We start from the raw sequence: 25,885 nt of genomic DNA, 5'->3' as shown, positions 1-25,885 counted from the left end.
CGCAATTGGGCACGGCACGGTCCCGTCTGGGATGACGAACATCACGTCGCGGGGGTTGAGCGGGGGAGCGGGGCGTGTGCTGGGTCACACGCCCTCGGCCTCGCGGCGCTCGGCGACTACTCGGCCGGCCGCACGACTACTTGTCAGGACGCACGACCCCGAGGATCTTCATCGAGCCCGCGCCCGCGATCGTCACGTCACGGCCCGGGCGCGGGGCGTGCACGATGGCGCCGTCGCCCACGTACAACCCGACGTGGCTCGCGTCCGAGTGGTAAATGATCAGGTCGCCGGGGCGCATGTTCGTGATGTCGATGCGCGGCAGCTGCTTCCACTGCTCCTGCGAGGTGCGCGGAATGCCCTTGCCGGCCGCGGCCCAGGCCTTCGAGGTGAGGCCCGAGCAGTCGTACGACCCGGGGCCCTCGGCGCCCCACACGTACGGCTTGCCGATCTGGGCCGTGGCGAACGCGATGGCCTTCTTGCCCTGCGGCGTCGCCTTGCCGCTGATGTCCTTCATGACACCCGAACTCACCCACGCCGACTGCTTCTTGAGGGCGGCCGCCTCCTCCAGCCCGCGCAGCCGCTCCCGCTCCTTCTTCTCCAGGCGCGACTCGAGCTTCTCGGCGTCCGCGATCTTCTTCTTGATCTTCTTCTTCGACGCGGCCTTCGCCTTGCGGTTGGCCTCCAGCTTCTTCCAGCGGGCGGTGGCGTCCTCGGCGTAGATCCGGAGGTCCTCCTGGGTCCGCTCCAGCTCGGTCAGCAGGCCCTTGGTGGCCTTCTCGCCCTGCCGCACGCGCCCGGCACCGTCCAGGAACTGGCCCGGGTCGTCGCTGAGCATGAGGCGGGCCTCGGCCGGCATGCCGCCGCCGCGGTACTGCGCGCGGGCCGCGGCGCCCGCGCGGGCCTTCAGCTTCTCCAGCTTCGCCTGGCCCTTGGTGATGTCCTTGGCCAGCTTCACGATCTGCTCGGACTGCTTCTCGGCCTTCTCCTCGGCGGCGTTGTACGCGTCCGTGGCCACGCCCGCGTCGTGGTAGAGCTTCTCGATCTCCTTGCGGACCTGCTCAAGGGACTTGTCCGACCTGGGTGTCGGGTCGGCCGGTGGCCGTGCCGGGCTCGCGGGGGAACTCGCCGGGCTCGCGAAGGCCGTCCCCGGTGCGGTCAGCACCGTCGCCGCGCAGATCAGCGCCACGGCCGTCGCCGTCGAGTATCGCTTGCCAGTCACGCCCCGCCACCCCCAAAGCTGATTTACCGTCAGTAACTTCCGGTCGCCTTCGGGATGGTGCCATGTCGGCGCTCAATGCGACAGAGCTCGACAGCAACTCCGATCCCCCCACCCGTCCCCTGTGACGAATGGCACGCAGAGATCGTTCCCCGCAGGTCACAGCGATGCGTTCCACGCGAGGGCCGGGAAATCACGGTGCATGGCGGCGTACATGTGTTCAACGCCCGTGTGGCGCAGGGGAGTCGAGCGGGGTCGGGCTGTCGCCGCACGCCGGGGGCTCAGCGCGGCTTCGGCGCCAACGCCTCCCACCGCACCGTCACTTCACCCTGCCGCCACCGCGAAGTCCCGTCGACCACGGGCCAGTCGGCGGCCAGATCCCGCACCGCCCTGATCCAGCGCTGCCGCGCCCCGTACGAGGCGTACGGCGCCGCGGCCGCCCAGGCCCGGTCGAAGTCCCGCAGGAACGCGTGCACGGGCTCGCCCGGCACGTTCCGGTGGATCAGCGCCTTCGGCAGCCGTTCGGCGAGATCGGAGGGCTGTTCCAGGGAGCCGAGCCGCGTCGCGAAGGTCACCGTGCGCGGCCCCTCGGGTCCGAGCGCGACCCACACGTGCCGCCGCCCGATCTCGTCGCAGGTGCCCTCGACGAGCAGCCCGCCGGGTGCGAGGCGGGCGCGGAGGCGCTCCCAGACGGCGGCGACCTGCTCCTCGTCGTACTGCCGCAGGACGTTCGCGGCCCGGATCAGGGCCGGGGCGCCGGTCAGCGGCACCTCGAAGCCGCCGTGGCGAAAGGAGAGGCCCTCGCGCTCGTACGGCTCGGCGGCCGCGACCCGCGCCGGGTCGATCTCGATGCCGACCACGCGCGCGCGTGGGGCGACGGTGCGCAGCCGCAGCAGCAGTTCGACGGCGGTCCAGGGGGACGCGCCGTAGCCGAGGTCGACGGCGACGGGGTGGTCGGAGCGGCGCAGCGCGGCGCCGTGGACGGCGGCGATCCAGCGGTCCATGCGGCGCAGGCGGTTCGGATTGGTGGTCCCGCGCGTCACCGTCCCTACGGGGCGGGAAGCGGTGCGTGGGGCCATGGGGAAAGGGTATGCGGGGACGGCGGCCGCGGGGCGCCGGGTAACGCTTTGGCAAAAAGGGTCGGTGAGGAGAGGCAGCGGAAATGGAGGTGAGTCTTCCGGTGTTCCCCCTCTGGAGGACCCGTACGCCCTCCCCGTAGTCATGCCCGTACGCAAGGAGGACCGCCACGTGAGCCAGTACGTGTCCAGGCTCGGGCGTCGCTCCCCGGCGGCACCCTCACGGCTCCGTATCCCCGGCATTCCCGGCCCCCACCGGCGCCCGCGCCGCGTGGCCATGCTGAGCGTGCACACCTCGCCGCTGCACCAGCCCGGCACGGGCGACGCGGGCGGCATGAACGTCTACATCGTCGAGCTGGCCAAGCGCCTCGCCGCGATCAACGTAGAGGTCGAGATCTTCACGCGCGCCACCACGGGCGCCCTCCCGCCCACCGTCGAGCTGGCGCCCGGCGTCCTCGTGCGCCACGTGGACGCGGGCCCCTACGAAGGCCTCGCCAAGGAAGAGCTCCCCGCCCAGCTGTGCGCCTTCACGCACGGCGTGATGCAGGCCTGGGCGGGCCACCGGCCCGGCTACTACGACCTGGTCCACTCCCACTACTGGCTCTCCGGCCACGTCGGCTGGCTCGCGGCCGAACGCTGGGGCGTCCCCCTCGTCCACGCCATGCACACCATGGCGAAGGTCAAGAACGCGGCGCTCGCCGAGGGCGACACCCCCGAGCCCGCGGCCCGCGTCATCGGCGAGACGCAGATAGTCCGGGCGGCCGACCGCCTCATCGCCAACACCGCCGAAGAGGCCGACGAACTCGTACGCCACTACGAAGCCGACCCGGGCAAGGTCGCCGTCGTCCACCCGGGCGTGAACCTCGACCGCTTCCGCCCCGCCGACGGGCGCGCCGCGGCCCGGCACCGCCTCGGCCTGCCGCAGGACGCGCTGATCCCGCTCTTCGCGGGCCGCATCCAGCCGCTGAAGGCCCCGGACGTGCTGCTCCGCGCGGTCGCCGTCCTCCTCGATGAGCGCCCCGCGCTGCGCTCGAACATCGTCGTCCCCGTAGTCGGCGGCCCGAGCGGCAGCGGCCTCGCGAAGCCGGAAGGCCTGCAGAAGCTGGCCGCGAAGCTGGGCATCGCGGACGTGGTGCGCTTCCAGCCGCCGGTGGGCCAGGAGCAGCTGGCGGACTGGTTCAGGGCGGCGTCGGTCCTGGTGATGCCCTCCTACAGCGAGTCGTTCGGTCTGGTGGCGATAGAGGCCCAGGCGGCGGGCACGCCGGTCCTCGCGGCATCGGTGGGCGGCCTGCCCGTGGCCGTACGCGACGAGGTGACCGGCTTCCTGGTCTCCGGCCACGAACCGGCCCACTACGCGCGCGTGCTGCGCGATTTCGCCGACCATCCCCACCTGGCGGACGAGATGGGGGCGGCCGCGGCGCGGCACGCGCAGTCCTTCGGCTGGGACACGGCGGCGTCCGCGACGGCGGACGTCTACACCGCGGCGATGCACGATTTCCGCCGTCACGTACGCTCGCACCATGGCTGAGCAGACGGGTACCGGGCAGGCAGGCGCTCCGGACACCGCGACGATCATCGAGCGGACCCTGGACGACGCCGAGCTCGAATGGGAGTCCCCCGAGCCCGGCTCGTACGTGGTGAAGCTCCCGGGCACCCGCAAGCTCTCCACGACGCTCTCCATGATCGTCGGCAAGCACTCGCTCTCCCTGAACGCCTTCGTGATCCGCCACCCCGACGAGAACCACGAGGCGGTGCACCGCTGGCTCCTGGAGCGCAACCTCCGCCTGTACGGCGTGAGTTACGCCATCGACTCGCTCGGCGACATCTACCTCGCGGGCAAACTCCCGCTCGCCGCGGTCACCCCCGAGGAACTGGACCGCCTCCTCGGCGCGGTCCTCTCCGCATCGGACGACTCCTTCAACACCCTCCTCGAACTCGGTTTCGCGTCGGCGATCCGCAAGGAGTACGAGTGGCGGGTCTCGCGGGGCGAGTCGACGCGCAACCTGGACGCGTTCACGAACTTGACCCAGCCGCGGGGCTGAGGGGCGCGGGGCGCTCCGCCGGGGTGCGCCGAGTGATGCCGTCGGGCGCCTGCGTCCCTCGTGGCTGATCGCGCAGTTCCCCGCGCCCCTGTGGGGCCCGCACCCCACCCCTGCGGGCCTACCTGAACGGTCCGGTGCGGAGAAATGGGTGGGCGGGAAAGCATCCGCCGCGAAGCGGCGGCGACGAAATATCCGACCCGCACCCTTCCGCCAGGCGGCACCCCCATGCCATGCTCCCGCAACCCGCAGACATGAACCTCGTTCATGTCCATGGACAACGGAAGGTGGCGGCCCATGGCGTACCCCAGTAGACGTGGCGTACTCGGCGGCGCGATAGCCGTCGCGGCGGCCGCCACCGGCGGCACGGCCCACGCCTCTGCACCGCGCCAGACCCAGACCCCCACCCTCTGGCGAGAGTTCACCGCGACCCCCTACACCCACCCCCAAATCCCCTACGTGGGCCGCGCGGGAGCCCTGACCGGCACCCGCCGATTCCCCCACCGCGAGCGCCGGTTCGACGTCCGCCACTACGGAGCAACCCCGGACGGCAAGTCCAACGCGGCCCCCGCGATCAACCGGGCTCTCGCCGACGCCGGAGCGTCCGGCGGAGGCACGGTCCTCATCCCGCCCGGCACCTTCCGCATCGACGACGTCATCCGCATCGCCCACGACCACGTCACCCTCCGCGGCGCCGGCAGCGCCCGCACCACCCTCCTCGCCACGAGGAACCTCACCGAGCTGATCGGCCCCTACGGCTCCCGCTACGGCGGCGACAAGTCCAGCTGGTCCTGGGCGGGCGGCGTCATCTGGCTCTGCCCGCAGGCCCGTTGGGACTCACTCACCGCCGCCATCAAGGCCAAGGACTGGCCCTTCGAGGGCTGGACCGGCAACAAGCGCGACGAGTGGCGGACCCTCACCGCCGTCCACCGGGCCCGCCGCGGCGCATGGACGGTCGGCGTCGCCGACACCACCCGCCTCCGCGAGGGCGCCCTCGTCCTCCTCCGTCTCGCCGACGACGCGGACCACACGCTCCTCCGGCACATGGCGGGCGACGGCCCGGGCCCCGAGGCGTACCCCTGGGGCGACAAGACGAAGCTCACCTCGTACGTCCCCTACGAGTGGCCCGTAAGGATCACCGCGGTGGACCCCGACCGTCGCACGGTCACCCTCGAACGCCCCCTCCCCCTGGACATCCGCCCCGAGTGGGACCCCCGCCTCACCACCCACGCAAGGGAGTTGACCGGCTCAGGCGTCGAGGCCCTCACCCTGGAGGCGATCGAGACCCCGCAGTCCCCGCACCTCCTCGACAAGGGCTACAACGGCGTCACGTTCCAGTGCGCGTACGACTGCTGGGCCGACGACATCGTCGTACGCCACGTCGACAACGGCTTCGGACTCGTCGCCGCCTCCGCCTGCACCCTGCGCCGCACGCGCGTGGCGGGCCGCGGTTCCCACCACCCGTACTTCTGCCGGGAGGGCTCGCACGACAACCTGGTCGACGACTTCACGATCGAGGCGAGGACCACCCCCGCCCCCGCGGGCACCCAGCTGCACGGCATCAACGTGGAAGGGCTCTCCTCCGCCAACGTCTGGTCCCGCGGCCGCATGGAGATGGGCACCTTCGACAGCCACCGCGGCATGCCCTTCGCGAACGTCCGCACCGACATCACGGTGAACAACAACGGCCGCCACGGCGGCGACGCGAGCGCGGGCCCCCTCTTCGGGGCCCGCTTCACGCACTGGAACATCCGCGTCACCAACGAACGCGCCGGCCTGATGAAGATCGACGGCCTGGCGCCCTACAGCGCTACCGTCGGCCTCAACACGGTCCGCGAGTTCGACCAGATCGACGTACCCGACTTCACCGGCGACCTGCACACGCGCCTTGAGCTGTACGGCACTACGGACGAGGTGCGGCCGCGGAATCTGTACGAGGCGCAGAGGGCCCTGCGGCGCTGATGCCGAGGGGCTCGGCGGGGGAGTCGTCCACCGGCACGTCCCCCGATCCCGCCGCGGCCTCGTCCTCCGGCATCTCCCGCATCAACGCCCAGTACCCCACCGCGGCCACCGTCCCCAGCACCGCGCACGTCCCCCACAGCCACTCCGCCCCGAACCGGTCGATCAGGAACCCGGACATCAGGGGCGCCGCCAGGGACGCCACCGCCCACGACAGCGTGTACATGCCCTGGTAGCGCCCGCGGCCATGAACCGGGGAGAGCCGCACGACGAGTCCGGTCTGAGTCGGCGCGTTGACGATCTCGGCGAGCGTCCACACGCACACCGTCAGCGCGAACACCCCGACCGACCCGGCGAACGCGGTGAGCCCGAAGCCGTACCCCGCGACGACCGAGGAGATCACCAACAGCCGCCGCGGATCCCGGTGTTCGATGAACCGGGTGACGGGGATCTGCAGGACCACGATCAGCACGCCGTTCACGGCGATGGCCAGACCGTAGTCGGCGGGCGTGAACCCCGCCTCGCCCATGGCGACGGGCAGCCCCACGGACCCCTGCTGAAAGATCAGCGCGACGAGAAAGGACAACCCCACGACACCCATGAACCGCCCGTCCCGCAGCACGGTCCCGAGCCCGACCGCCGGCTCCGCGGCCTTCTCCAGAGCGGTCCGCACGGGCCGCGACTCCGGCAGCTTCACGAAGACGACGATCGCGCAGACCATGGTCATGGCGGCCTCGATCAGGAAGCCCGCGAGATAGCTGTACGAGGCGATGAACCCGGCGCCCGCGGACGAGATCGCGAACCCCAGGTTGATCGCCCAGTAGTTGAGCGAGAACGCCCGCACCCGGTCCTCGGGCCGCACGATGTCCGCCATCATCGCCTGCACGGCGGGCCGGGACGCGTTGCTCGCCATGCCCACGAGGAAGGCGACGCCCGCGATGGCGACCGGGTGCTCCATGAACCCGAGCAACGCCACCGAGACGGCCGTCGAGGCCTGCGCGATCAGCAGGGTGGGCCGCCGCCCGAGCCGGTCGGTCATCACGCCGGCGCCGATGGAGGAGACGACACCGCCCAGCCCGTGCAGGGCGGCCACGAGCCCCGCGTACGAGGCCGAGTACCCCCTCTCCAAGGTCAGGTACAAGGCCATGAACGTCGCGACGAAGGCCCCGAGCCGATTGACCAGCGTGCTCGTCCACAGCCACCAGAAGGCCTTCGGCAGCCCCGAGACGGACTCCGTGACGGCACGTCTGAGCGAGGTGACTGACATGGGTGCATCCCCCGGATGTGATGTAAGTGGCGCGCTGGGCATCCGTAACTTACGACTCACGAGTCGATCACGGCCAGCGAATTGACGGGGAGCGTCAATCCGCAGGGGTCGATTAGGCTCGGACCCATGGCCGACGCACCGTACAAGCTGATCCTCCTCCGCCACGGCGAGAGCGAATGGAACGCGAAGAACCTGTTCACCGGCTGGGTGGACGTCAACCTCAACGAGAAGGGCGAGAAGGAGGCGGTCCGCGGCGGTGAGCTGCTCAAGGACGCCGGCCTGCTCCCCGACGTGGTCCACACGTCGCTCCAGAAGCGCGCGATCCGCACGGCCCAGCTCGCGCTGGAGTCCGCGGACCGCCACTGGATCCCGGTCCACCGCAGCTGGCGCCTGAACGAGCGCCACTACGGCGCCCTCCAGGGCAAGGACAAGGCCCAGACCCTGGCCGAGTTCGGCGAGGAGCAGTTCATGCTCTGGCGCCGCTCGTACGACACCCCGCCGCCGCCGCTGGACCGCGACGCGGAGTACTCCCAGTTCGAGGACCCCCGCTACGCCACGCTCCCGCCCGAGCTGCGCCCCCAGACGGAGTGCCTCAAGGACGTCGTCGTCCGCATGCTCCCGTACTGGTTCGACGGCATCGTCCCCGACCTCCTCACGGGCAAGACGGTCCTGGTCGCGGCCCACGGCAACAGCCTCCGCGCCCTGGTCAAGCACCTGGACGGCATCTCGGACGCGGACATCGCGGGCCTGAACATCCCGACGGGCATCCCGCTCTCGTACGAACTGGACGCCGACTTCAAGCCGGTCAAGCCCGGCGGCACGTACCTCGACCCGGAGGCCGCGAAGGCGGCGATCGAGGCGGTCAAGAACCAGGGCAAGAAGAAGTAACCCGAACGCTTTAGCCCCCTACCTGCGGGTTCTCCGCTGGTAGGGGGCTTCTTGCTGTGCTGGGGCCGTGGCTGGGCCGTCAGGTGTGACGGTGCCAGCGGTGGATGCGGATGTCGAGGACGATCAGCAGGGCTACGGGGACGGCGATCTCGGCAGGCGCGTCGGCCCAGAGGGCAAGTGCGCCGCCGGCCGAGCCGATGAGCACCATGGGCAGGTCACGAAGGCCAACGTCGACCGTAACGCCTGTGCGTGGGACCATTGAGTCTCCATCCTGTTCGGTTTCCTGGCTAGGGATTCTGGACACGGCAAAGGAACCGAATGCCGCCCCTCCACGGGCGGCATTCGCATGCCGCTGAGACTTTCTCATAGGCCTCAGCTGGCGGACAAACAGGCAGGTTAATTGGGTGGCGGCCGCACTCTAGCCTCTGCACTTATGCGTGCATAACTCCTTGCGCAGCCCGCAGGATCGTTCCTCTGTCCGTTTCCGTAGACGTTTTATCTACGGAAACGGGCAGGTCAGCGCCCTAGTGTGCCGTAGGTGCCGGGAAATTCCTTCCAAGGTGGGAAGCTTTCTTTCTAGCAAGAAAGATGCCTGCGAGGAGGCGGCTTCCATTCCGTCCATGGATGGACGAACCGTCCACGGATGGAACGCGGGAGTCCTGGATCTTCGTGCGGCATGTTTCAAGATCTACGAAATTCCTGGTAGGTCGAGGCGATAGCCTTCCGCGTGCGCTCTTGGCTCGTCGGCATGAGATGCGCGTACACGCGGAGCGTCAGGCCCGGATCTGAGTGGCCGAGGTACGCCAGACATGCCCACCGCGCGGAGCGAAGAAGACGAGCCGCTTGGTGACCGGCGGGCCATCGGCAACCTTCCACGGCAGCGTGATCTCGACCGGCGGGAACCTCTTCACGTGGGTGCGGAGCGAGCAGCCACAGGCCTGGACAACGGCACATCACGAAGCTTGCCGCCTTTGGGCGGAGCGAAGACCGGCTTGCTGCGGCTCAACTTGAGCTGCTGGACGACATGGATCATCTCCGAGTCGAAGTCGATCGCGTCCTCGGCCACGCCCGGAATCTCGCCTCGGCGAAGACCACACCCGCCGCCCGTATAGCCGTCACTGACCGATCTGCTTAGGGCTACGGATCAGAAGGCCGAGGGTTGGGAGTGGCCTCGACCTGGGCCGTCTCTGGGCCGTCCGAAGCCGCTCAACACCGGCCGACAACGACCAAGGACGACCGGTCAGTCGGTCGCGACCAGGCCCTGGAGCTGCAACAATGCAGGCTGGCATCAACTCATGGGCCCTGGGCCTCACTTCATCGTTCGTGATCGGCGTCGCAGCCGAGGCCGTCGGCAAGGAAATCCCCACGGTGACGATGCCCTGCGTGAACGCGGCGTACGCCCAACACCGCCAACTCGACCGCAGCGTCACAGAACTGCGCGACCAGGGAGTCACCGTCCTCTACGGAGAGAACGGCTTCACGCCCGACCCCGCCGGGTCCGGCAAGCCGAAGAACTACCCCTGGGACCTCGCACTCAACACGGTCAAGCAGATCACCAGCGAGCCGGGCCAGGGCCGCTGAACTGCTCGCCCCGGCTGGCCGCGCACGGCGGCGCGCGCCGCAAAGCTGCTGGACATCGCGCTGATGAGCGTCGGCGTGGTCAGGTTCGACACCTACCCGTGAACCCTCCTGGCCGCTTCGGGCAACAGGGAGTGGAATGCACACCACTCCTATGACACGAAGAAGCGAGGGCCTCGTGGGGGACCCACCCAGCGATGACGCGCTGGTCATCCAGGAATCCCTGGACCGGCCGGAGACGTTCGCCAGGCTTTACGACAGACATGCCGCCGAGATCCACCGGTATGTGACGCGCCGGCTGGGCGACGGTCACGCCGACGACATCACGGCGCAGACTTTCCTCGTCGCCTTCCGCAACCGCGCACGCTACGACGTCACGCGCGCCAGTGCCCGGCCGTGGCTCTACGGCATCGCAGGCAACCTCATCGGCCGCCACCGCCGCTCCGAAGTGCGGGCGCTGCGGGCGCTGGCCCGTACCGGCGTCGACCCGGTGGCCGAGTCCTGGTCGGAACGGGCCGACGAGCGGGTGACGGCCGAGGCCTCGCAGCAGGCGCTGGCCGGGGCGATCGCGGCCTTGCCCGGGAAGGACCGGCATGTGCTGCTGCTGGTCGCCTGGGCGGACTTCACGTACCAGGAGTGTGCCGACGCCCTCGGGGTGCCGGTCGGCACGGTCCGCTCCCGGCTGAACCGGGCGCGGCGCAAGATGCGTGCGGCGCTCGGCGCCGACCCCACCCTCGTCGGCGACCACAGCGGGGCGGTAAGCCATGGATGACATGACCAAGATGCACGAGCTGCGCGCCGACGCGCCGACGCCGGACCGGGCGCGGCTGGTGGCCGGCCGCCAGAAGCTGCTGGGAGCGGCGCGGCAGGGCCCTGCCCGCGGGATGCGGCCGGACTGGCGCATGACGGTTGCGGGGGCCGCCGCGACGGTGGTCGCCATCGCGGTGCTGGTGACCATGCTCGTCGGTGGCGATGGCGGCGATGGACCCGAGCGGGGCGTGCGGCCTGCCGGGCCCGACCTGACGTCCGCGACGGCACTCCTGGAGCAGGCGGCGGAAGTGGTGTCGCGGCAGCCGGATCCGCATCCGCGCGACGGCCAGTGGGTCTACCTGAAGACCGCGCAGTGCCGAAACGGGGCGTCGGACGCGGCGCCCGACGCCAAGCCCGTGGTCAGCGAGGAGTGGGTCCAGTACGACAGCCCCGCGAGGGAGGACGACGAGGACGGCGACAACGAGCCCTCGCAGCGGCGGCTGTATCGCCTGCTCGCCTCGCTCCCGGACGACCCCGCCGAGATCCGGAAGCAGGCGGCGGACATGTTCCCCATGGGCAAGGACACCGGCCTGACGGGTGAGCAGCTCGAGACCGTCGCGCTCCTGACGACCCTCAGCGAGGCCTATCCCGTGCACCCGCAGGGGATGGCCAAGCTGTACCGGGCCCTGGCCGCGGACCCCGGGATCGAGGTGGTCCCGCACCTGGTGAAGGACCCCATGGGGCATGAGGCCATCGCCGTATACCCGGACCTGGGCGGCAAGACCGCTCAGCGCCGGGAGTACCTCCTCGACCCCGACACCTTCCGGTACCAGGGGAGCCGGTCGGTCGCGGTGCGCGACTACGAGGAGACGTACGAGGACGGCTCGTCGGCCGGGCGCTCGCACAAGAAGGGCGAGGTCACGTTCTGCGAGATGAAGACGGCCCAGTCCCTCGTCGACCGGGACGGCGAGAAGCCCTGAACCGGCCAGGCGGGGCGGCCCACGGGCCGCCCCCACGCGAGGCCGGGCCCGGGCGCGCTCGACGGGGCCGGGGGTGTTGTCCTCGTCCTTGATGTCGACGCCCGCGGAGCCCGCCGAGCCGTTCACGGCCGCGTCGACTCCGATATGCCCTGGGCGAGCCCGCCCGCCGTGTCCAGGATCCAGTGACCGAAGGCGGTCGGGGCGATCAGTACGCCGAAGACCAGGACGACCGTCATGGTCAGGCCCGTGTCGAGCTTCGTCCGGGGCGCCACGCGTCTGCGGAGCAGGAAGAAGATGACGACCGCCAGGAGGAAGGCGAAGTCGATCGTCAGCACCACGTCGCGGTCCTCCCGTCAGGCAAGGGTGTTCCGGACTTCCTGTGTAGTCCCAACGCCCTTGCCCGACAGGGGAGTTAGCTGTAGTTGGCAGTAAAATGCTCATCCACGGCCGGATCGGCGTACTGGCTCAACGGGTGAAGTTCAGGTACTTCCACGCGCCGTGCGTCGTCGAGTTCACGTTGTCGCCCGAGCTGCCGTTCACGTACGACGAGCGGATGCGGGCGCGGATGCCCGATGCGCCGGGGGCGCCGAGGCGGACCGCGGAGTAGCCGTCGGGGGCGAGCTCGAAGTACTCCGAGCCTGTGGGGTGCCACTTGCGGTCGGGGCCGTAGACCTGGACCTCGAAGCGCTGCTTGCGGCCCTTGTAGTAGGTCATCGAGGTCGTGAGGACCGGATCGGTGTTCTTGTGGAAGTAGTGGTACGTGGTCGAGCCGATCTTGGCCGTCTTGTAGTGCTTGGAGACGGTGCTGGAGATCTTGACCTTGGCGTACGCCGTGGACGTGGCCTTCTTGGGGGCGTAGCGCGCGTCTCCGGAGAAGACGGCCGTGACCACCGTGTCCCGCTTCATGTCGACCGTCGCGGACAGGTCGCCGCGGGAGTTGACCTTGGCCTTCTTGATGAGCTTCTTGGGCTTGTCGCCGCCGTACGGGTCGGCCCAGATCTCGACGGTGCGGTTCTTGTAGGTGCTGCCGAGGTGTGCGGTGAAGGAGACGTCGGCGCCGTAGGAGTAGACGTTGCCGTTCTTGTCGAGGGTCAGCTTCGGCGTGGGGCGGGAGACATCCACCGTGCCCGACGCCGACGTCGCGGCGTGCGTGGCGTCACCGGCGTACGCGACCTTGTACGTGACCTTGCCGCCCGCGGGCGGGGTGTCCTTGAAGGAGAAGGAGCCGTCCGCCTTGGTCTTCACCGAGGGCAGCGCCTTGCCGGGAGAGGGCGATTCGACGTCCGTGCGCGTGACCGCCAGGGAGGTGCCCGCCGGGATCCCGGACCCGCTGAGCCTGCCCTTGACCGTGAGCTCCTTGGCCCGCGGGGCCTTCTCCGGCGCGGTGACCGTGAGCTCGGGCAGGGACTTCGCGGGGTCGTCGAGGACCCGCAGCGAGAAGACGCCCTCGCTGTTGGAGGAGACCGCGAAGAGCCGGCTGCCGTCCGGCGCCCACGCGAGGCCGCCCTCGGCGAGGGTGTCGCCGCCGCTGCTGTTGCCGGTGTTCGGGAACTCGTACTCGCGGACCTTGGACCACTGGCCCTGCCGGTAGACGTGCACGTCCGGGCCGTACCAGGAGAACGTGCCCGCCGCCACGGTGCCGTCGGGGGCGATGTCCACGGCCGCGCCGTAGGCCCCGGAGTCGTAACGGCCCACGGGGGAGAGGTCCTTGGTGGAGTACACCGGGTGGTAGTACGGGGAGCCGCTGGCCGTGACGACCTGCGTGCCGTCGGGGGAGACCGCGATGTCGTCGAAGAAGCCGCCCTCGACCGACTTGCTCGCCACCGTCGTCGGCCGGGGCCCCGACACGTCGAACACGGTCAGGGTGTCGTCGCTGGTGTCCTTCTCGCCCGCCACCAGGATCCCCGACTCGGGGTCGGAGCCGAGCTCGGGAGCGGCGTAGAAGCTCGCGTCGCCGTCCTGGCCGAGCGTGACGACCGGCTCGTCACCGGAGAGGTCGAGCGAGCCGATGCCGCCCCCGGCGGAGGGCCCGTAGCCGAACCACAGCTTGCCGCTCGCGAGCGCGAGGCTGCGCGGCTTCTCCGCGCCGTCGAGCGCGTAGCTCGCGCTCTGCGTGTACGTGGACGTCTCCACGGAGACGATCCGGTTGAGCCCGGACACCGCCGCGTACACCTGGCGGGAGTCGGGCGAGAGCGCGAGGCCCTCGACGTCCGGCAGCCCGTCGAGGGTCGCCTTGACGGCGCCCGCGTAGTCCGTGACGACGATCTTGCCGCCGCGCGGGTCGGACACGTAGACGCGCTGGTGCTCCCCGTCCACCAGCACGTCGCCCGCCGACTTCACGTTCAGGACCTTGGCCGAGTCCGCGGCGGCGGGCCCGGACGCCACCGCGACCAGGGCGGCGGAGCTGAAGAGGACCGCGAGCGCTGTCGCGGTCGAGATGGTGCGCGTACGCACGATATGTGACCCCCCACATATGAAGAACCCGGGTCAGACGCCCGGGACTTGAGCCCCCGTCACAGCGCCCTCACATTAGGGCATTCCTGTGAAGGACGTGAATGGAGTTTCGGCTGGGATGCACCGGCACTCCGGGCCCTCCCCACGCGCGCGTGCGCCGTTGATGCGCCCCGTCGTCCTGGGCATGGAATGGGCAGCAGGCAGTACGCCAGTACGCCTTCGAGGAGGAGACCATGGCCGTGTCCCCCATACCCGAATCCGCCCCCGAGCAGCCGACCGGCGCTCAGGCCCTGCCCGTGCTCGCCCTGCTCGGCTCCTGCGGCTGCGGCCCCGGCTGCAGCTGCGGCTGCCAGTCAGGCGGCTCCTGCCAGTGCGGTGGCGGCTGCGGCTGACACACGTGTGCCCCGTGCCGCCGGGACATCCGGCGGCACGGGGCACATACGCGCGAGGCGGAGGCAGTACGGACGGGAGCCCGCAGGGACAGGAGCCCGCAGGGACAACGGTCCGGGGAAGACGGCTACGCCCCCTCCACCGGCGCCGCCGTCGGCTGGATCTCGTCCGCGTGCTCGCCCGTGACCAGGTACACGACCCGCTTCGCCACCGACACCGCGTGGTCCGCAAAGCGCTCGTAGTAGCGGCCGAGCAGCGTCACGTCGACGGCCGTCTCGATGCCGTGCTTCCAGCGGTCGTCCATCAGGTGCTGGAAGAGCGTGCGGTGCAGCTGGTCCATCTCGTCGTCGTCCTGCTCCAGTTGGAGCGCCAGGTCGACGTCCTTGGTGATGATGACCTCCGCCGCCTTCGCCATCAGGCGCTGCGCGAGCTGGCCCATCTCCAGGATCGTGGCGTGCAGGTCGCGCGGCACCGCCGAGTCCGGGAAGCGGAGCCTCGCCAGCTTCGCGACGTGCTGGGCCAGGTCGCCCGAGCGCTCCAGGTCGGCGCTCATCCGCAGCGAGGTGACGACGATGCGCAGATCCGTGGCGACCGGCTGCTGGCGGGCGAGCAGGGCTATCGCGCGCGCCTCCAGGTCGTGCTGGAGATCGTCGACCTTCTGGTCTGCGGCGATCACGCTCTCCGCCATCTTCAGGTCGGCGTCGAGCATGGCCGTCGTGGCGCGCCCGATCGCGGACCCGACCAGGCGGGCCATCTCGACCAGGCCCTCGCCGATCGAGTCAAGTTCCTCGTGGTACGCGTCCCGCATGTGGCTGTCCCTCTCTCGTACGTCTCAGGGGGCTGGCCCCTACGCTCCCACGGTGTGGCCCGGACGCGTCCGTTTCCGGCATCCCACATGAACCGCCCCCGTCATCAAGGTGAACTGTGGGCGACGGAGGGCGACGCCCGCGCCCGGCCCCGCCCCGGCCCGCTCGGCACAAATGAACCAGCGCCGTCCCCTCGGTGAACTCTGGGCGACGAGTGTTCGAGCCGGCACCCGTATGGCTGTGAGCGGCGCTCACCCGGCGCATAACCTGGATGCATGGACGTGAACGCGGCGGTCGCCGCAGCGGCAGCGATCGCCGGGGTGTGCACCGGCGTCATCGCCATGCTGGCGTTCCGCTGGAGCGAGCGCGACCAGAAACGCCCCACCCGGACCTCCCTGCACACCGACCCCGTACTGCCGCCCGGCGTGGACACGGTCCTCTCCGTACTGCGCTCCTCCGCGGTCGTCCTCGACGAGGCCGACAGCGTGGTCAAGGCCAGTTCGGCGGCGTACGCACTCGGGCTCGTCCGCGGCGGGAAGCTCGCCGTCGAGCCGATGCTGCAGATGGCCCGCGACACCCGCCGCGACGGCGAGATACGCCAGGTCGAGCTGGACCTCCCCCGCCGCGGCACCGGCCGGGGCGAGGCGCTCGCGGTCTCCGCGCGCGTGGCCCCGCTCGGCTCCCGGCTCGTGCTGCTCCTGGTCGAGGACCTCACGGAGGCCCGCCGCATCGAGGCGGTGCGCCGCGACTTCGTGGCGAACGTGAGCCACGAGCTGAAGACCCCGGTCGGCGCCCTGTCGCTCCTCTCCGAAGCCGTCATGGACGCCTCCGACGACCCCGAGGCCGTCGAGCGCTTCGCGGGCCGCATGCAGATCGAGGCGACCCGCCTGACCAGCCTGGTCCAGGAGCTCATCGACCTCTCCCGGGTGCAGAACGACGACCCCCTGGAGGACGCCGAACCCGTCCGTGTCGACGAACTGGTGGCGGAGGCGATCGACCGCAGCCGTCACCAGGCCTCGCACAAGCAGATCACCATGGCCGCGGGAGGCACCGCCGACCTGCAGATATGGGGCAACCGCGGCCAGCTCGCCGCGGCGCTCGGCAACCTCGTCGAGAACGCCGTGAACTACAGCCCCAACCGCACCCGCGTGGGCATCGCGGCCCGCCGGGTCGCCGCACCCGGCGGAGACCTCATCGAGGTCGCGGTCACCGACCAGGGCATCGGCATCTCCGACAAGGACAAGGAGCGCATCTTCGAGCGCTTCTACCGCGTCGACCCGGCCCGCTCCCGGGCCACCGGCGGCACCGGCCTCGGCCTCGCCATCGTCAAACACGTGGCCGCCTCGCACGGCGGGGAGGTCACCGTGTGGAGCTCGGAGGGACAGGGCTCCACCTTCACCCTGCGGCTGCCCGAGGCGGCCGCGCACCGCGACCGCGGACCAGGTCACGGCGGCGGGCTCGGTGCCGATGACACCGACGCCGGACCGCCCGACGAGACCACTACGTACGAACCCATTCCTGCCCCGGAGGTCCTTCCGTGACCCGAGTGCTCGTCGTCGAGGACGAGGAATCCTTCAGCGACGCTCTGTCCTACATGCTCCGCAAGGAGGGCTTCGAAGTCGCGATCGCCGCGACAGGCCCGGACGGACTCGACGAATTCGAGCGCAACGGCGCCGACCTCGTCCTGCTCGACCTGATGCTGCCCGGCCTGCCCGGCACCGAGGTCTGCCGCCAGCTGCGCAGCCGCTCCAACGTCCCGGTGATCATGGTCACCGCCAAGGACAGCGAGATCGACAAGGTGGTCGGCCTCGAGATAGGAGCTGACGACTACGTGACCAAGCCCTTCTCCTCGCGGGAGCTGGTCGCCCGCATCCGCGCGGTCCTGCGCCGCCGCGGCGAGCCGGAGGAGGTCACCCCGCAGGCCCTGGAGGCCGGCCCGGTCCGCATGGACGTGGACCGCCACGTGGTCACGGTCTCCGGCTCCAAGGTCGACCTCCCCCTCAAGGAGTTCGACCTCCTGGAGATGCTCCTGCGCAACGCGGGCCGCGTCCTGACCCGCATGCAGCTCATCGACCGCGTCTGGGGCGCCGACTACGTGGGCGACACCAAAACTCTGGACGTCCACGTGAAGCGCCTCCGCGCCAAGATCGAACCGGACCCGGGCGCGCCGCGTTACCTGGTGACGGTCCGCGGCCTCGGCTACAAGTTCGAGCCGTAAACAGCGCCTACGGATCCATGGAGAAGGGCGGTACCCCGGCCGGGGTACCGCCCTTCTCCATACGTACGTCGGTCAGTGCCCGGCGCCGGTCCCGGTGCCCGCGCCGTGCGACGCGCTGCCGGACGGGTCCGTGCTCGCGCCGTCGGCCGCCTCGCCCGAGGGGTCGGTGGACGCGGCGCCGGACGGCTTGCCCGAGGGGTCGGTGGAGGCGCCGCCAGAGGGCTTGCCCGGCTTCGACGGCTTGTCGTCCGGCGACTTCGGCAGCTCGCTCGGGCCCCACTTGCTGAAGTAGCTCTCGGCGGGCACGACGAACGCCTGCAGCTTCACGTCGCCGGTCTTGCTGAAGGCGAAGGTGATCTTCTGCGCGTTGCCGTCCTTGATGGCCTCGCGGCTGCTGGGCAGGACGGCGGAGGCGTTGTCCTTGCCGCCGATGACGACGGAGCCGCCGGCCGGGATGGTCAGCGGACCGTTCGGCTTGGAGTCCTTGTCGTCCTTGCCCGGCGAGAGCTTGGCCTTCTTGTCGGTGCCGTTGACCGTGATCGCTTCCAGGTCCTGGGCGGTCCTGCCGGTGTTGAAGATCGTGGCGGAGACCACGGCCGGACCCTTGGAGTCCAGGTCCGGCTGCGTGATGACCATGGCGTTCTGGATCTTGATGTCACCGACGGAGGTCGCGGCGTTGTCCGGCTTGACCTCCATCGTCTGAGCGTTGTTGCCGGCGCCGCACGCGGCGAGCGAGGCAAGCGAGAACGCGATGGCGGTGGCGGCGATGGCGCCGCGTCGAAGGCTGCGGCTCACGGCGGCGGCAACTCCTTGAACGTGGGCGGTACGGGAGGGGCGGGCGGCCGTAAAGCCGCCCTAAGGGTGTGTCAGCGGGCTTAGGTTACCGAGCCCTTCGCGCGCCACCGCACCCGACCCGCCCCTTGGGCACGCGAGCCTCCCCGGCCCCTCGACGGCGCACCTGCGCCATTGCCCTCTCGTCCACCATTCACATAAGAGCCGTCAAGAGCTCCCGCGCCCTGTCTTGCGGATTTCCGGTAAGGAATGCATGGGGGTCCGGAGAATTGATCATCGGGCGGCTTGATCAATTCCGGAATCGCGTCGGACATCACTCCGTACACCTCTCCGATCACCGAACGGAGTATCGAGAGTTCACCGCTTGGAACCGCGCAAACCGGGACGTTCGGCCTCTTGGGACGCTCTTGAGGGGTGTGTAACGTGCGCGTTTCTGCCTCCCCGGAGAGCGGCTCCCACCTGCGAATACCCCGTTCCGGCGGCCCTCCGCAGCACGTTCCTGTTGCTGTTGTCAAGCCCCGAGATATGCCCTGACCTGCGAAAACGCCATTCAGAAGAGGCGGTTCTCGTGTTAGGATGGATAGCCACGGAAGGGGTACCTGTCACATGACGTTCAAGGTTGGCGACACCGTGGTCTATCCCCATCACGGGGCCGCGCTGATCGAGGCCATCGAAACTCGCCAGATCAAAGGCGTGGACAAGACCTACTTGGTGCTGAAGGTCGCCCAGGGCGACCTGACGGTGCGTGTGCCAGCGGACAATGCGGAGTTCGTCGGCGTGCGTGATGTGGTCGGTCAGGACGGACTCGACCGGGTCTTCGAGGTGCTGCGCGCGCCGTACGCCGAAGAGCCCACGAACTGGTCGCGTCGCTACAAGGCAAATCTCGAGAAGCTCGCGTCCGGCGATGTCATCAAGGTCGCGGAAGTCGTGCGTGACCTGTGGCGTCGTGAGCGCGAGCGCGGACTGTCCGCCGGCGAGAAGCGCATGCTCGCCAAGGCTCGGCAGATCCTGGTGAGCGAGCTCGCCCTCGCGGAGAACACGAACGAGGACAAGGCCGAGGCCCTGCTGGACGAGGTCCTCGCGTCCTGAACGCGAACGGCCCGAGGCACATGCCCTCGCCGTCGCGCGCTGTCTAGGCGCAGTAATGCCGCGGTGCCCGCTGACCCTTCATGGAGTCGCCGGGCGCTGCGGCATGTTCGTACCCAGATATTTCTCGTACCCAGGCAGACATGTGAGCGGCCCCCCAGGGAGCCGTGTTTGGCGTGCCGGGCTCGGGCAGCTGGCTCGACCAGATGTCACGGAAGGGTCCGGTCAAGGCGTCGCGCCCGGCACGGTGTGGCCATACCCATGTCGGCCGAGCACACAAACCTGAACGGAACCGATGACTAGCGAATCCCGTACCGCGGTGGTCATTCCGGCGGCTGGACGGGGCGTACGCCTCGGCCCTGGCGCCCCCAAAGCACTCCGCGCGCTGAACGGCACCCCGATGCTCATCCACGCCGTGCGCGCCATGGCGGAATCCCGTGCCGTCTCCCTCGTCGTCGTGGTGGCACCGCCGGACGGCGCCCCCGAGGTCAAGACCCTCCTCGACGACCACGCGCTGCCCGAGCGAACGGACTACCTCGTCGTGCCCGGCGGTGAGAGCCGCCAGGAGTCCGTGCGGGCCGGCCTGGACGCCCTGCCGCCCGGCTTCGACATCGTGCTCGTGCACGACGCGGCCCGCCCCCTGGTGCCCGTCGACACCGTCGACGGCGTCATCGAGGCCGTACGCGACGGGGCCCCCGCCGTCGTGCCCGCGCTGCCGCTCGCCGACACCGTCAAGCAGGTCGAGCCGCGCGAGGCCGGAGAGCCGGAGCCCGTCGTGGCCACGCCCGAGCGGGCCAGGCTGCGCGCCGTGCAGACCCCGCAGGGCTTCGACCGCGCCACGCTCGTGCGCGCCCACGAGAGCGTCACCGACAACGTCACCGACGACGCCAGCATGGTCGAGCAGCTGGGCCTGCCGGTCGTGGTCGTGCCAGGCCACGAGGAGGCCTTCAAGGTGACGCGTCCCCTGGACCTCGTCCTCGCCGAAGCCGTACTCGCACGCCGGAGGGCCAACGATGGCTTCTGAGACCCCGACCCCCGTCCTGCCCCTCGTCGGCATCGGCACCGACATCCACGCCTTCGAAGAGGGCCGCGAGCTGTGGTGCGCGGGCCTGAAGTGGGAGGGCGAGGGACCCGGGCTCGCCGGGCACTCCGACGCCGACGTCGTCGCGCACGCCGCCTGCAACGCGCTGTTCTCCGCCGCGGGCCTCGGCGACCTCGGCGCGCACTTCGGCACCGGGCGCCCGGAGTGGTCCGGCGCCTCCGGTCTGACCCTGCTCACCGAGGCCGCCCGCGTCGTCCGGGAGGCCGGCTTCACCGTCGGCAACGTCGCCGTGCAGGTCATCGGCCCCCGCCCGAAGATCGGCAAGCGCCGCGAGGAGGCGCAGAAGGTCCTCTCCGAAGCGGTGGGCGCCCCCGTCTCGGTCTCCGGGGCCACCACCGACGGCCTCGGTTTCCCGGGGCGCGGAGAGGGGCTGCAGGCGATCGCGACCGCGTTGGTCGTCCGCACGGCGGGCCGAGGCTGATATTCGGGGTAGTGGTACGCCGCGTACCGGCGTACCACTCGTACAGCCAGCAGCCGCCCACGAAGGAGTGAGGTCCATGTCCGCCGCACTGTCCGACGATCTCAAGCAGCTTCTCGACACCCCCGTCTTCATCACCGTCGCCACCATCCAGCCCGACGGGAGTCCCCAGCTGTCGCCGGTCTGGGTGAAGCGGGACGGCGACGACGTGCTGTTCTCGACGACCATCGGCCGCCGGAAAGAGAAGAACCTGCGGCGCGACCCGCGCGTGACGGTGCTGCTGCAGCCCTTCGACGCCCCGTACACGTACGCGGAGATCCGGGGCACGGCCGAGATGACGACCGAGGGCGGGCAGGAGCTCATCGACGAGCTGTCGGTGAAGTACACCGGGAAGAAGTACGCGGAGTTCAACCCCGGATCCAAGGACGACGCCCAGCGCGTCGTCGTCCGGGTCTCGGCCCGCAAGGTCGTCGGCAGGATCTGAGGCGCCGCAACGTCACAGTTCCGTGCCCCGTGTCCCCAGGGGGCGCGGGGCACTGCCCTGCGCCCACTACCCTGGAGTGGTGACTATTCGCCTGTACGACACCAGCGCCCGGCAGATCCGTGACTTCAGCCCGCTCAACAGCGGCTGTGTCTCGATCTACCTGTGTGGTGCCACCGTGCAGGCGGCCCCGCACATCGGGCACATCAGGTCCGGCCTGAACTTCGACATCATGCGCCGCTGGTTCGCCTACCGCGGCTACGACGTGACGTTCATCCGCAACGTGACCGACATCGACGACAAGATCATCAAGAAGTCGGCGGAGCAGGGCCGCCCCTGGTGGTCGATCGGGTACGCGAACGAGCGCGCCTTCAACGACGGATACGACGCGCTCGGCTGCCTCCCGCCCACGTACGAGCCGCGCGCCACCGGCCACATCACCGAGATGGTCGAGATGATGCGCGGCCTCATCGAGCGCGGGCACGCCTACGAGGCCGACGGGAACGTCTACTTCGACGTGCGCTCCTTCCCGGGGTACCTGGAGCTGTCCAACCAGGAGCTGGACAACCTCCTCCAGCCCGAGGGCGAGGGCGAGACCGGCAAGCGCGACCCGCGCGACTTCGCCATGTGGAAGGCGGCGAAGGAGGGGGAGCCCAGCTGGGAGACCCCGTGGGGGCGCGGCCGTCCTGGCTGGCACCTGGAGTGCTCCGCCATGGCCCACAAGTATCTGGGCACCGCCTTCGACATCCACGGCGGCGGGATCGACCTGATCTTCCCGCACCACGAGAACGAGATCGCCCAGGCCAAGGCCTTCGGCGACGACTTCGCGAAGTACTGGGTGCACAACGCCTGGGTGACCATGAGCGGCGAGAAGATGTCGAAGTCCCTCGGGAACTCGGTGCTCGTGAGCGAGATGGTCAAGCAGTGGCGCCCGATCGTGCTGCGCTACTACCTCGGGACCCCGCACTACCGCTCGATGATCGAGTACAGCCCCGAGGCCCTGCGCGAGGCAGAGTCCGCGTTCGCCCGCATCGAGGGCTTCGTGCAGCGTGTGGTGGAGAAGGCCGGCGGTGTCGTCGCCCCCGCCGCCGAGGTGCCGCCCGCCTTCGCCGACGCGATGGACGACGACATGGGCGTCCCGCAGGCGCTCGCCATCGTGCACACCACGGTCCGGCAGGGGAACTCCGCCCTCGCCGCCGACGACAAGGAAGCCGCCGTGGCGCGCCTCGCCGAGGTGCGGGCCATGCTCGGCGTCCTCGGTCTCGACCCGCTCGACCCGCACTGGGCCGGTGGCGAGAGCGACCGCGGCGAAGACCTGCACGGCGTCGTCGACACCCTGGTCCGGCTGGTCCTCGACCAGCGCGAGGCCGCCCGCGGCCGCAAGGACTGGGCCACCGCCGACGCCATCCGTGACTCGCTCAACCAGTCGGGCCTGGTCATCGAGGACAGCCCGAGCGGGCCGCGCTGGACGCTCGGCCCGCGCTAGGCACCCGCTGATGTGCCGCCCGGCCTTCCGGGCGGCACACTTCATAGACGTACACCTCGTGCGCGTACGCACGTATGCGCACACGCATCACGACAGACAGGTAGGTCATGGCCGCTAACAACCGCCGCATGTCCGGCAAGAAGGGCGCGCAGGTCGGCAGCGGCGGCAATCGGCGCCGCGGCCTCGAGGGCAAGGGTCCGACGCCGCCCGCCGAGATGCGCAAGGGGCATGTGAAGAACCGCATCGCCAACGCCAAGGCCAAGAAGGCGGCCGGTCGCCGTCCCGCGCCCAAGCGCGGCGGCAAGGCGTCCTCGGAGATGGTCGTCGGGCGCAACCCGGTCTTCGAGGCGCTGCGCGACGGCGTGCCCGCCTCCACGCTCTACGTCCAGCAGTTCATCGACAACGACGAGCGGGTGCGCGAGGCGCTGCAGCTCGCGGCCGAGCGCGGCGGCATCCACCTCATGGAGGCGCCGCGGCCCGAGCTGGACCGCATGACGAACGGCCTCAACCACCAGGGGCTCGTCCTCCAGGTCCCGCCGTACGAGTACGCGCATCCCGAGGACCTCGTCGCCGCCGCGTTCGACGAGGGCCAGGACCCGCTGATCGTCGCGCTCGACGGCGTGACGGACCCGCGCAACCTCGGCGCCGTCGTCCGCTCCGTCTCGGCCTTCGGCGGCCACGGCGTGGTCGTGCCGGAGCGGCGTGCGGCCGGGATGACGGCCGGTGCGTGGAAGACGTCCGCCGGTACCGCCGCGCGGACGCCGGTCGCCCGTGCCACGAACCTGACGCGGGCCCTTGAGCAGTACAAGAAGGCGGGCGTCGCCGTCGTCGGCCTCGCGGCGGACGGCGAGCACGAGGTCGGTGACCTGGAGGCCCTCGGCGGCCCGGTCGTCATCGTCGTCGGCAGCGAGGGCAAGGGCCTCTCGCGCCTCGTCAGCGAGACGTGTGACTTCCGGGTGCGGATTCCGATGCCGGGTGGCGCGGAGTCGCTGAACGCGGGTGTGGCGGCGGGTGTCGTGCTGTACGAGGCGTCGCGTCGGCGGGCCTGAGCCGCTTCGTGGGGAACTGCGGCTGCGTCGTGGCTGATCGCGCAGTTCCCCGCGCCCCTTCGGGGCGCGACGTGCTCGCCGCGGTGATCTTTTGACGCGGCCCGGACATTTCTGCGTGGTCAAGGCAGTGTCCTAAACACACATCACTCGGTTAGATGAGTGTGGACACCAGAACACCCCGCACACCCACGGGGGGAAGCTCGTCAGGATTCGACGATGCTCCCGCGCTGAGCATGGTGAAGGTGCCGAGCGACCCGGCGCAGGTCATCGTCAATCACGCGAGTTTCCGCGTGCAGCTCCCCGCCGCTGGGCGCACTCAATCCCCGCGCATCTCACGGCACTTGGGCGCCACCGACGAGACGGTGCGCATTCCCGTCGTCGGTACGGCGACCAAGCGCCGCGCGCCCGTCGTCTGGAGCGGGAAGTCCGAACCGGGCGACCCCGGCGCGACCGGACTGCTGCAGGCCGTGCGCGGCACCGGCGTACGCCGAACGGCCGAGGGGCCCTTCGACGACGGGGGTGCCACCCAGGTCATCCCGCGCGTCGACCTCGACGACGGCCCCGAGACCGCCGAGACGCCCGGCGTCATCGGGCCGCGCACCCCCGAACCCGAGACCAGGCTGCTGCCGCAGATGCGGATGCCCAGCAGCGACTACGACGAGCAACTGGCCGACGCCGACGGCCAGTTCGACGAGTACGACGACGAGGGGGAGGAGAGCGAGGAGGAGCGTGTCCGGCGGCACGGGGCCGACCCCGTGCGGCACGCCTACTACCCCGGGCGCCGGATGAACCTCGGCGTCGTGCTGCTCCCGCTGCGCGTCTTCCTCGGCTTCATCTCCATCTACGCCGGCATGGGCAAGCTCTGCGACCCCGTCTACTTCGACGGCGGCGAGCGCGGCTCCATGGTCAAGTGGCTCAACTCGCTGCACCCCTGGGCGCTCGCCGAGCCGCTGCGCGACTTCGCCCTCCAGCACCCCGTGGGCGCCGGCCTCTGCATCGCCTTCCTCCAGGTCATCGTCGGCGTGCTGACGGTCCTCGGACTCTGGCAGCGGGTCGCCGCGTCGATCGGCGTGCTGCTCTCGGCGGCGCTCATCGTCACGGTCAGCTGGAAGACCGTCCCCGCCTACGACGCGCCGGACATCATCTACCTCGCCGCCTGGTCGCCGCTGATCATCGCGGGCGCCCCCGTCTACTCCGTCGACGGCCGCCTGGCCGGCGAGGCCTGGCGCACGCTCGGGCCGCGCGCCGACATCTGGGAGCTGCGGCGGCGCGTGCTGCGCAGGGGCGGGCTCGTCGGTGCCGTCGTGGTCGGTCTGACGCTGCTCGTCGGGTCGCTGCTCGGCGGTGCGGTGCGGGACGCGGACCGGGTCACCGTGCCCGGGCCGGGCGAGGCCCCGCGCAACGAACTGCCGGGCTCCCCGCTCCCCGAGGACCCCGCGAAGAAGAAGGAGCGGCGGCAGTCGCAGAGCCCGTCCGCGTCCTCGGGGGCCCCGACGCAGGGCAGCTCCGCGAGCCCCTCGCAGGGCGCGACGACGCCGGGCACGGCCCGCGAGACCGGCACGGTCGGCTCCGGTGCCGACAGCAGGCCCAGCCAGACGCAGGGCAGCAGCACGGCGGGGCAGGCCCCGCCGCAGCAGTCGGCGCCGCAGCAGCAGCAGCAGCCGTCGGCCACGAGCGCGGGCCCGTCGTCCGGCGGCGGCAGCACGGGCGGCAGCGGCGGCTCGGGCGGCTCCGGCGGCGGCAGCGGCGGCTCCGGCGGCCAGGAGCCCGGCGGTCTTCTGGGCGGCGTCCTGGGCCGCTGACGACCGTACGTACGTGACGTACGTGGAGGGGCCCCGCACAGTGACTGT

Annotated in this window: 25 protein-coding genes and 1 pseudogene; 17 read left to right on the top strand and 9 right to left on the bottom strand. The window is 70.5% G+C overall.

Features of this window, described 5'->3' with window-relative positions; all coding sequences use genetic code 11:
- Nucleotides 1-136: 136 nt before the first annotated feature.
- Nucleotides 137-1,219, bottom strand: coding sequence for a C40 family peptidase (locus ACZ4D5_RS35185; RefSeq protein WP_467776549.1), 1,083 nt, complete (start codon nt 1,217-1,219; stop codon nt 137-139).
- Between the two features lie 278 nt (nt 1,220-1,497).
- Nucleotides 1,498-2,295: a class I SAM-dependent methyltransferase gene (locus ACZ4D5_RS35180; protein WP_467776548.1), complete on the bottom strand. Its 798-nt coding sequence runs from the start codon at nt 2,293-2,295 to the stop codon at nt 1,498-1,500.
- A 169-nt stretch (nt 2,296-2,464) separates the two neighbouring features.
- On the opposite strand from ACZ4D5_RS35180, the gene mshA reads away from it, so the two are divergent.
- The 3 genes from mshA (at nt 2,465) to ACZ4D5_RS35165 (ending at nt 6,293) form a co-directional block, all read left to right on the top strand.
- Complete coding sequence (gene mshA / locus ACZ4D5_RS35175) at nt 2,465-3,820, top strand: D-inositol-3-phosphate glycosyltransferase (protein WP_467776547.1); 1,356 nt, start codon at nt 2,465-2,467, stop codon at nt 3,818-3,820.
- Nucleotides 3,813-4,334, top strand: a complete 522-nt coding sequence (locus ACZ4D5_RS35170; protein ID WP_467776546.1) for a type III secretion system chaperone family protein — start codon at nt 3,813-3,815, stop codon at nt 4,332-4,334. Before mshA ends, ACZ4D5_RS35170 begins: the two co-directional genes overlap by 8 nt.
- 294 nt (nt 4,335-4,628) lie before the next feature.
- Nucleotides 4,629-6,293 carry a glycosyl hydrolase family 28-related protein gene (locus tag ACZ4D5_RS35165; RefSeq protein ID WP_467776545.1) on the top strand — a complete coding sequence of 555 codons (1,665 nt, stop codon included), beginning with the start codon at nt 4,629-4,631 and terminating at the stop codon, nt 6,291-6,293.
- On the opposite strand, the gene ACZ4D5_RS35160 is transcribed toward ACZ4D5_RS35165, so the two are convergent.
- Nucleotides 6,235-7,557 carry an MDR family MFS transporter gene (locus tag ACZ4D5_RS35160; protein ID WP_467776544.1) on the bottom strand — a complete coding sequence of 441 codons (1,323 nt, stop codon included), beginning with the start codon at nt 7,555-7,557 and terminating at the stop codon, nt 6,235-6,237. The genes ACZ4D5_RS35165 and ACZ4D5_RS35160 overlap by 59 nt on opposite strands.
- Nucleotides 7,558-7,683: 126 nt before the next feature.
- Between ACZ4D5_RS35160 and ACZ4D5_RS35155 the strand changes: the two genes are divergently transcribed.
- The gene (locus ACZ4D5_RS35155; RefSeq protein WP_467776543.1) at nt 7,684-8,445 is read left to right on the top strand and encodes a phosphoglyceromutase; all 762 of its coding nucleotides are present in this window, start codon (nt 7,684-7,686) and stop codon (nt 8,443-8,445) included.
- A 79-nt stretch (nt 8,446-8,524) separates the two neighbouring features.
- On the opposite strand, the gene ACZ4D5_RS35150 is transcribed toward ACZ4D5_RS35155, so the two are convergent.
- Both ACZ4D5_RS35150 and ACZ4D5_RS35145 read right to left on the bottom strand, forming a co-directional pair.
- On the bottom strand, nt 8,525-8,704 hold the full coding sequence (locus tag ACZ4D5_RS35150) for a hypothetical protein (RefSeq protein WP_467776542.1): 180 nt from the start codon (nt 8,702-8,704) through the stop codon (nt 8,525-8,527).
- A 422-nt stretch (nt 8,705-9,126) separates the two neighbouring features.
- Nucleotides 9,127-9,550, bottom strand: a pseudogene (locus tag ACZ4D5_RS35145) (site-specific integrase); the annotation flags it as partial.
- A 170-nt stretch (nt 9,551-9,720) separates the two neighbouring features.
- Here ACZ4D5_RS35145 and ACZ4D5_RS35140 point away from each other — a divergent pair.
- The 3 genes from ACZ4D5_RS35140 (at nt 9,721) to ACZ4D5_RS35130 (ending at nt 11,753) form a co-directional block, all read left to right on the top strand.
- A complete protein-coding gene (locus ACZ4D5_RS35140) occupies nt 9,721-10,026 on the top strand; it encodes a hypothetical protein (protein WP_467776541.1) in 306 nt (101 codons plus the stop codon).
- 175 nt (nt 10,027-10,201) lie between these two features.
- A complete protein-coding gene (locus ACZ4D5_RS35135) occupies nt 10,202-10,795 on the top strand; it encodes an RNA polymerase sigma factor (protein ID WP_467776540.1) in 594 nt (197 codons plus the stop codon).
- 1 nt (nt 10,796) lies between these two features.
- Nucleotides 10,797-11,753, top strand: a complete 957-nt coding sequence (locus ACZ4D5_RS35130) for a CU044_5270 family protein (RefSeq protein ID WP_467776539.1) — start codon at nt 10,797-10,799, stop codon at nt 11,751-11,753.
- A 122-nt stretch (nt 11,754-11,875) separates the two neighbouring features.
- On the opposite strand, the gene ACZ4D5_RS35125 is transcribed toward ACZ4D5_RS35130, so the two are convergent.
- Both ACZ4D5_RS35125 and ACZ4D5_RS35120 read right to left on the bottom strand, forming a co-directional pair.
- Nucleotides 11,876-12,091, bottom strand: coding sequence for a hypothetical protein (locus tag ACZ4D5_RS35125; RefSeq protein ID WP_467776538.1), 216 nt, complete (start codon nt 12,089-12,091; stop codon nt 11,876-11,878).
- Between the two features lie 127 nt (nt 12,092-12,218).
- Nucleotides 12,219-14,207: an Ig-like domain repeat protein gene (locus ACZ4D5_RS35120; protein WP_467776537.1), complete on the bottom strand. Its 1,989-nt coding sequence runs from the start codon at nt 14,205-14,207 to the stop codon at nt 12,219-12,221.
- A gap of 233 nt (nt 14,208-14,440) precedes the next feature.
- Between ACZ4D5_RS35120 and ACZ4D5_RS35115 the strand changes: the two genes are divergently transcribed.
- Complete coding sequence (locus ACZ4D5_RS35115; protein ID WP_467776536.1) at nt 14,441-14,599, top strand: hypothetical protein; 159 nt, start codon at nt 14,441-14,443, stop codon at nt 14,597-14,599.
- A gap of 125 nt (nt 14,600-14,724) precedes the next feature.
- On the opposite strand, the gene phoU is transcribed toward ACZ4D5_RS35115, so the two are convergent.
- On the bottom strand, nt 14,725-15,405 hold the full coding sequence (phoU, locus tag ACZ4D5_RS35110) for a phosphate signaling complex protein PhoU (RefSeq protein ID WP_362342310.1): 681 nt from the start codon (nt 15,403-15,405) through the stop codon (nt 14,725-14,727).
- Between the two features lie 273 nt (nt 15,406-15,678).
- Between phoU and phoR the strand changes: the two genes are divergently transcribed.
- Both phoR and phoP read left to right on the top strand, forming a co-directional pair.
- Entirely contained in the window at nt 15,679-16,944 is a 1,266-nt protein-coding gene (gene phoR / locus ACZ4D5_RS35105) for a two-component system sensor histidine kinase PhoR (protein WP_467776535.1), read from the top strand.
- On the top strand, nt 16,941-17,621 hold the full coding sequence (gene phoP / locus ACZ4D5_RS35100) for a two-component system response regulator PhoP (protein WP_030682312.1): 681 nt from the start codon (nt 16,941-16,943) through the stop codon (nt 17,619-17,621). Before phoR ends, phoP begins: the two co-directional genes overlap by 4 nt.
- 72 nt (nt 17,622-17,693) lie before the next feature.
- Here the strand turns inward: phoP and ACZ4D5_RS35095 are convergent, their stop codons facing one another.
- The gene (locus ACZ4D5_RS35095) at nt 17,694-18,416 is read right to left on the bottom strand and encodes a copper chaperone PCu(A)C domain-containing protein (RefSeq protein ID WP_467776534.1); all 723 of its coding nucleotides are present in this window, start codon (nt 18,414-18,416) and stop codon (nt 17,694-17,696) included.
- Between the two features lie 603 nt (nt 18,417-19,019).
- Here ACZ4D5_RS35095 and ACZ4D5_RS35090 point away from each other — a divergent pair.
- The 7 genes from ACZ4D5_RS35090 (at nt 19,020) to ACZ4D5_RS35060 (ending at nt 25,837) form a co-directional block, all read left to right on the top strand.
- Nucleotides 19,020-19,502 (top strand): CarD family transcriptional regulator, encoded by a 483-nt coding sequence (locus ACZ4D5_RS35090; protein WP_003953493.1) that lies wholly within the window; start codon nt 19,020-19,022, stop codon nt 19,500-19,502.
- 292 nt (nt 19,503-19,794) lie between these two features.
- Nucleotides 19,795-20,523: a 2-C-methyl-D-erythritol 4-phosphate cytidylyltransferase gene (gene ispD, locus ACZ4D5_RS35085; protein WP_362342300.1), complete on the top strand. Its 729-nt coding sequence runs from the start codon at nt 19,795-19,797 to the stop codon at nt 20,521-20,523.
- Nucleotides 20,513-21,022 carry a 2-C-methyl-D-erythritol 2,4-cyclodiphosphate synthase gene (gene ispF, locus ACZ4D5_RS35080; protein ID WP_467776533.1) on the top strand — a complete coding sequence of 170 codons (510 nt, stop codon included), beginning with the start codon at nt 20,513-20,515 and terminating at the stop codon, nt 21,020-21,022. The genes ispD and ispF overlap by 11 nt, the downstream gene beginning before the upstream one ends.
- A 76-nt stretch (nt 21,023-21,098) precedes the next feature.
- Nucleotides 21,099-21,503, top strand: coding sequence for a PPOX class F420-dependent oxidoreductase (locus ACZ4D5_RS35075; RefSeq protein WP_467776532.1), 405 nt, complete (start codon nt 21,099-21,101; stop codon nt 21,501-21,503).
- 79 nt (nt 21,504-21,582) lie between these two features.
- A complete protein-coding gene (cysS, locus tag ACZ4D5_RS35070; protein WP_467776531.1) occupies nt 21,583-22,986 on the top strand; it encodes a cysteine--tRNA ligase in 1,404 nt (467 codons plus the stop codon).
- A 107-nt stretch (nt 22,987-23,093) separates the two neighbouring features.
- A complete protein-coding gene (rlmB, locus tag ACZ4D5_RS35065) occupies nt 23,094-24,035 on the top strand; it encodes a 23S rRNA (guanosine(2251)-2'-O)-methyltransferase RlmB (RefSeq protein WP_467776530.1) in 942 nt (313 codons plus the stop codon).
- Nucleotides 24,036-24,190: 155 nt separating this feature from the next.
- A complete protein-coding gene (locus tag ACZ4D5_RS35060; protein WP_467776529.1) occupies nt 24,191-25,837 on the top strand; it encodes a DoxX family protein in 1,647 nt (548 codons plus the stop codon).
- Nucleotides 25,838-25,885: the final 48 nt, after the last annotated feature.

It is taken from the genome of Streptomyces sp. NPDC025651 (genome assembly GCF_055558735.1).
The sequence above is the reverse complement of the archived record's forward strand: the minus strand, read 5'-3'. Positions and strand labels throughout refer to the sequence as shown.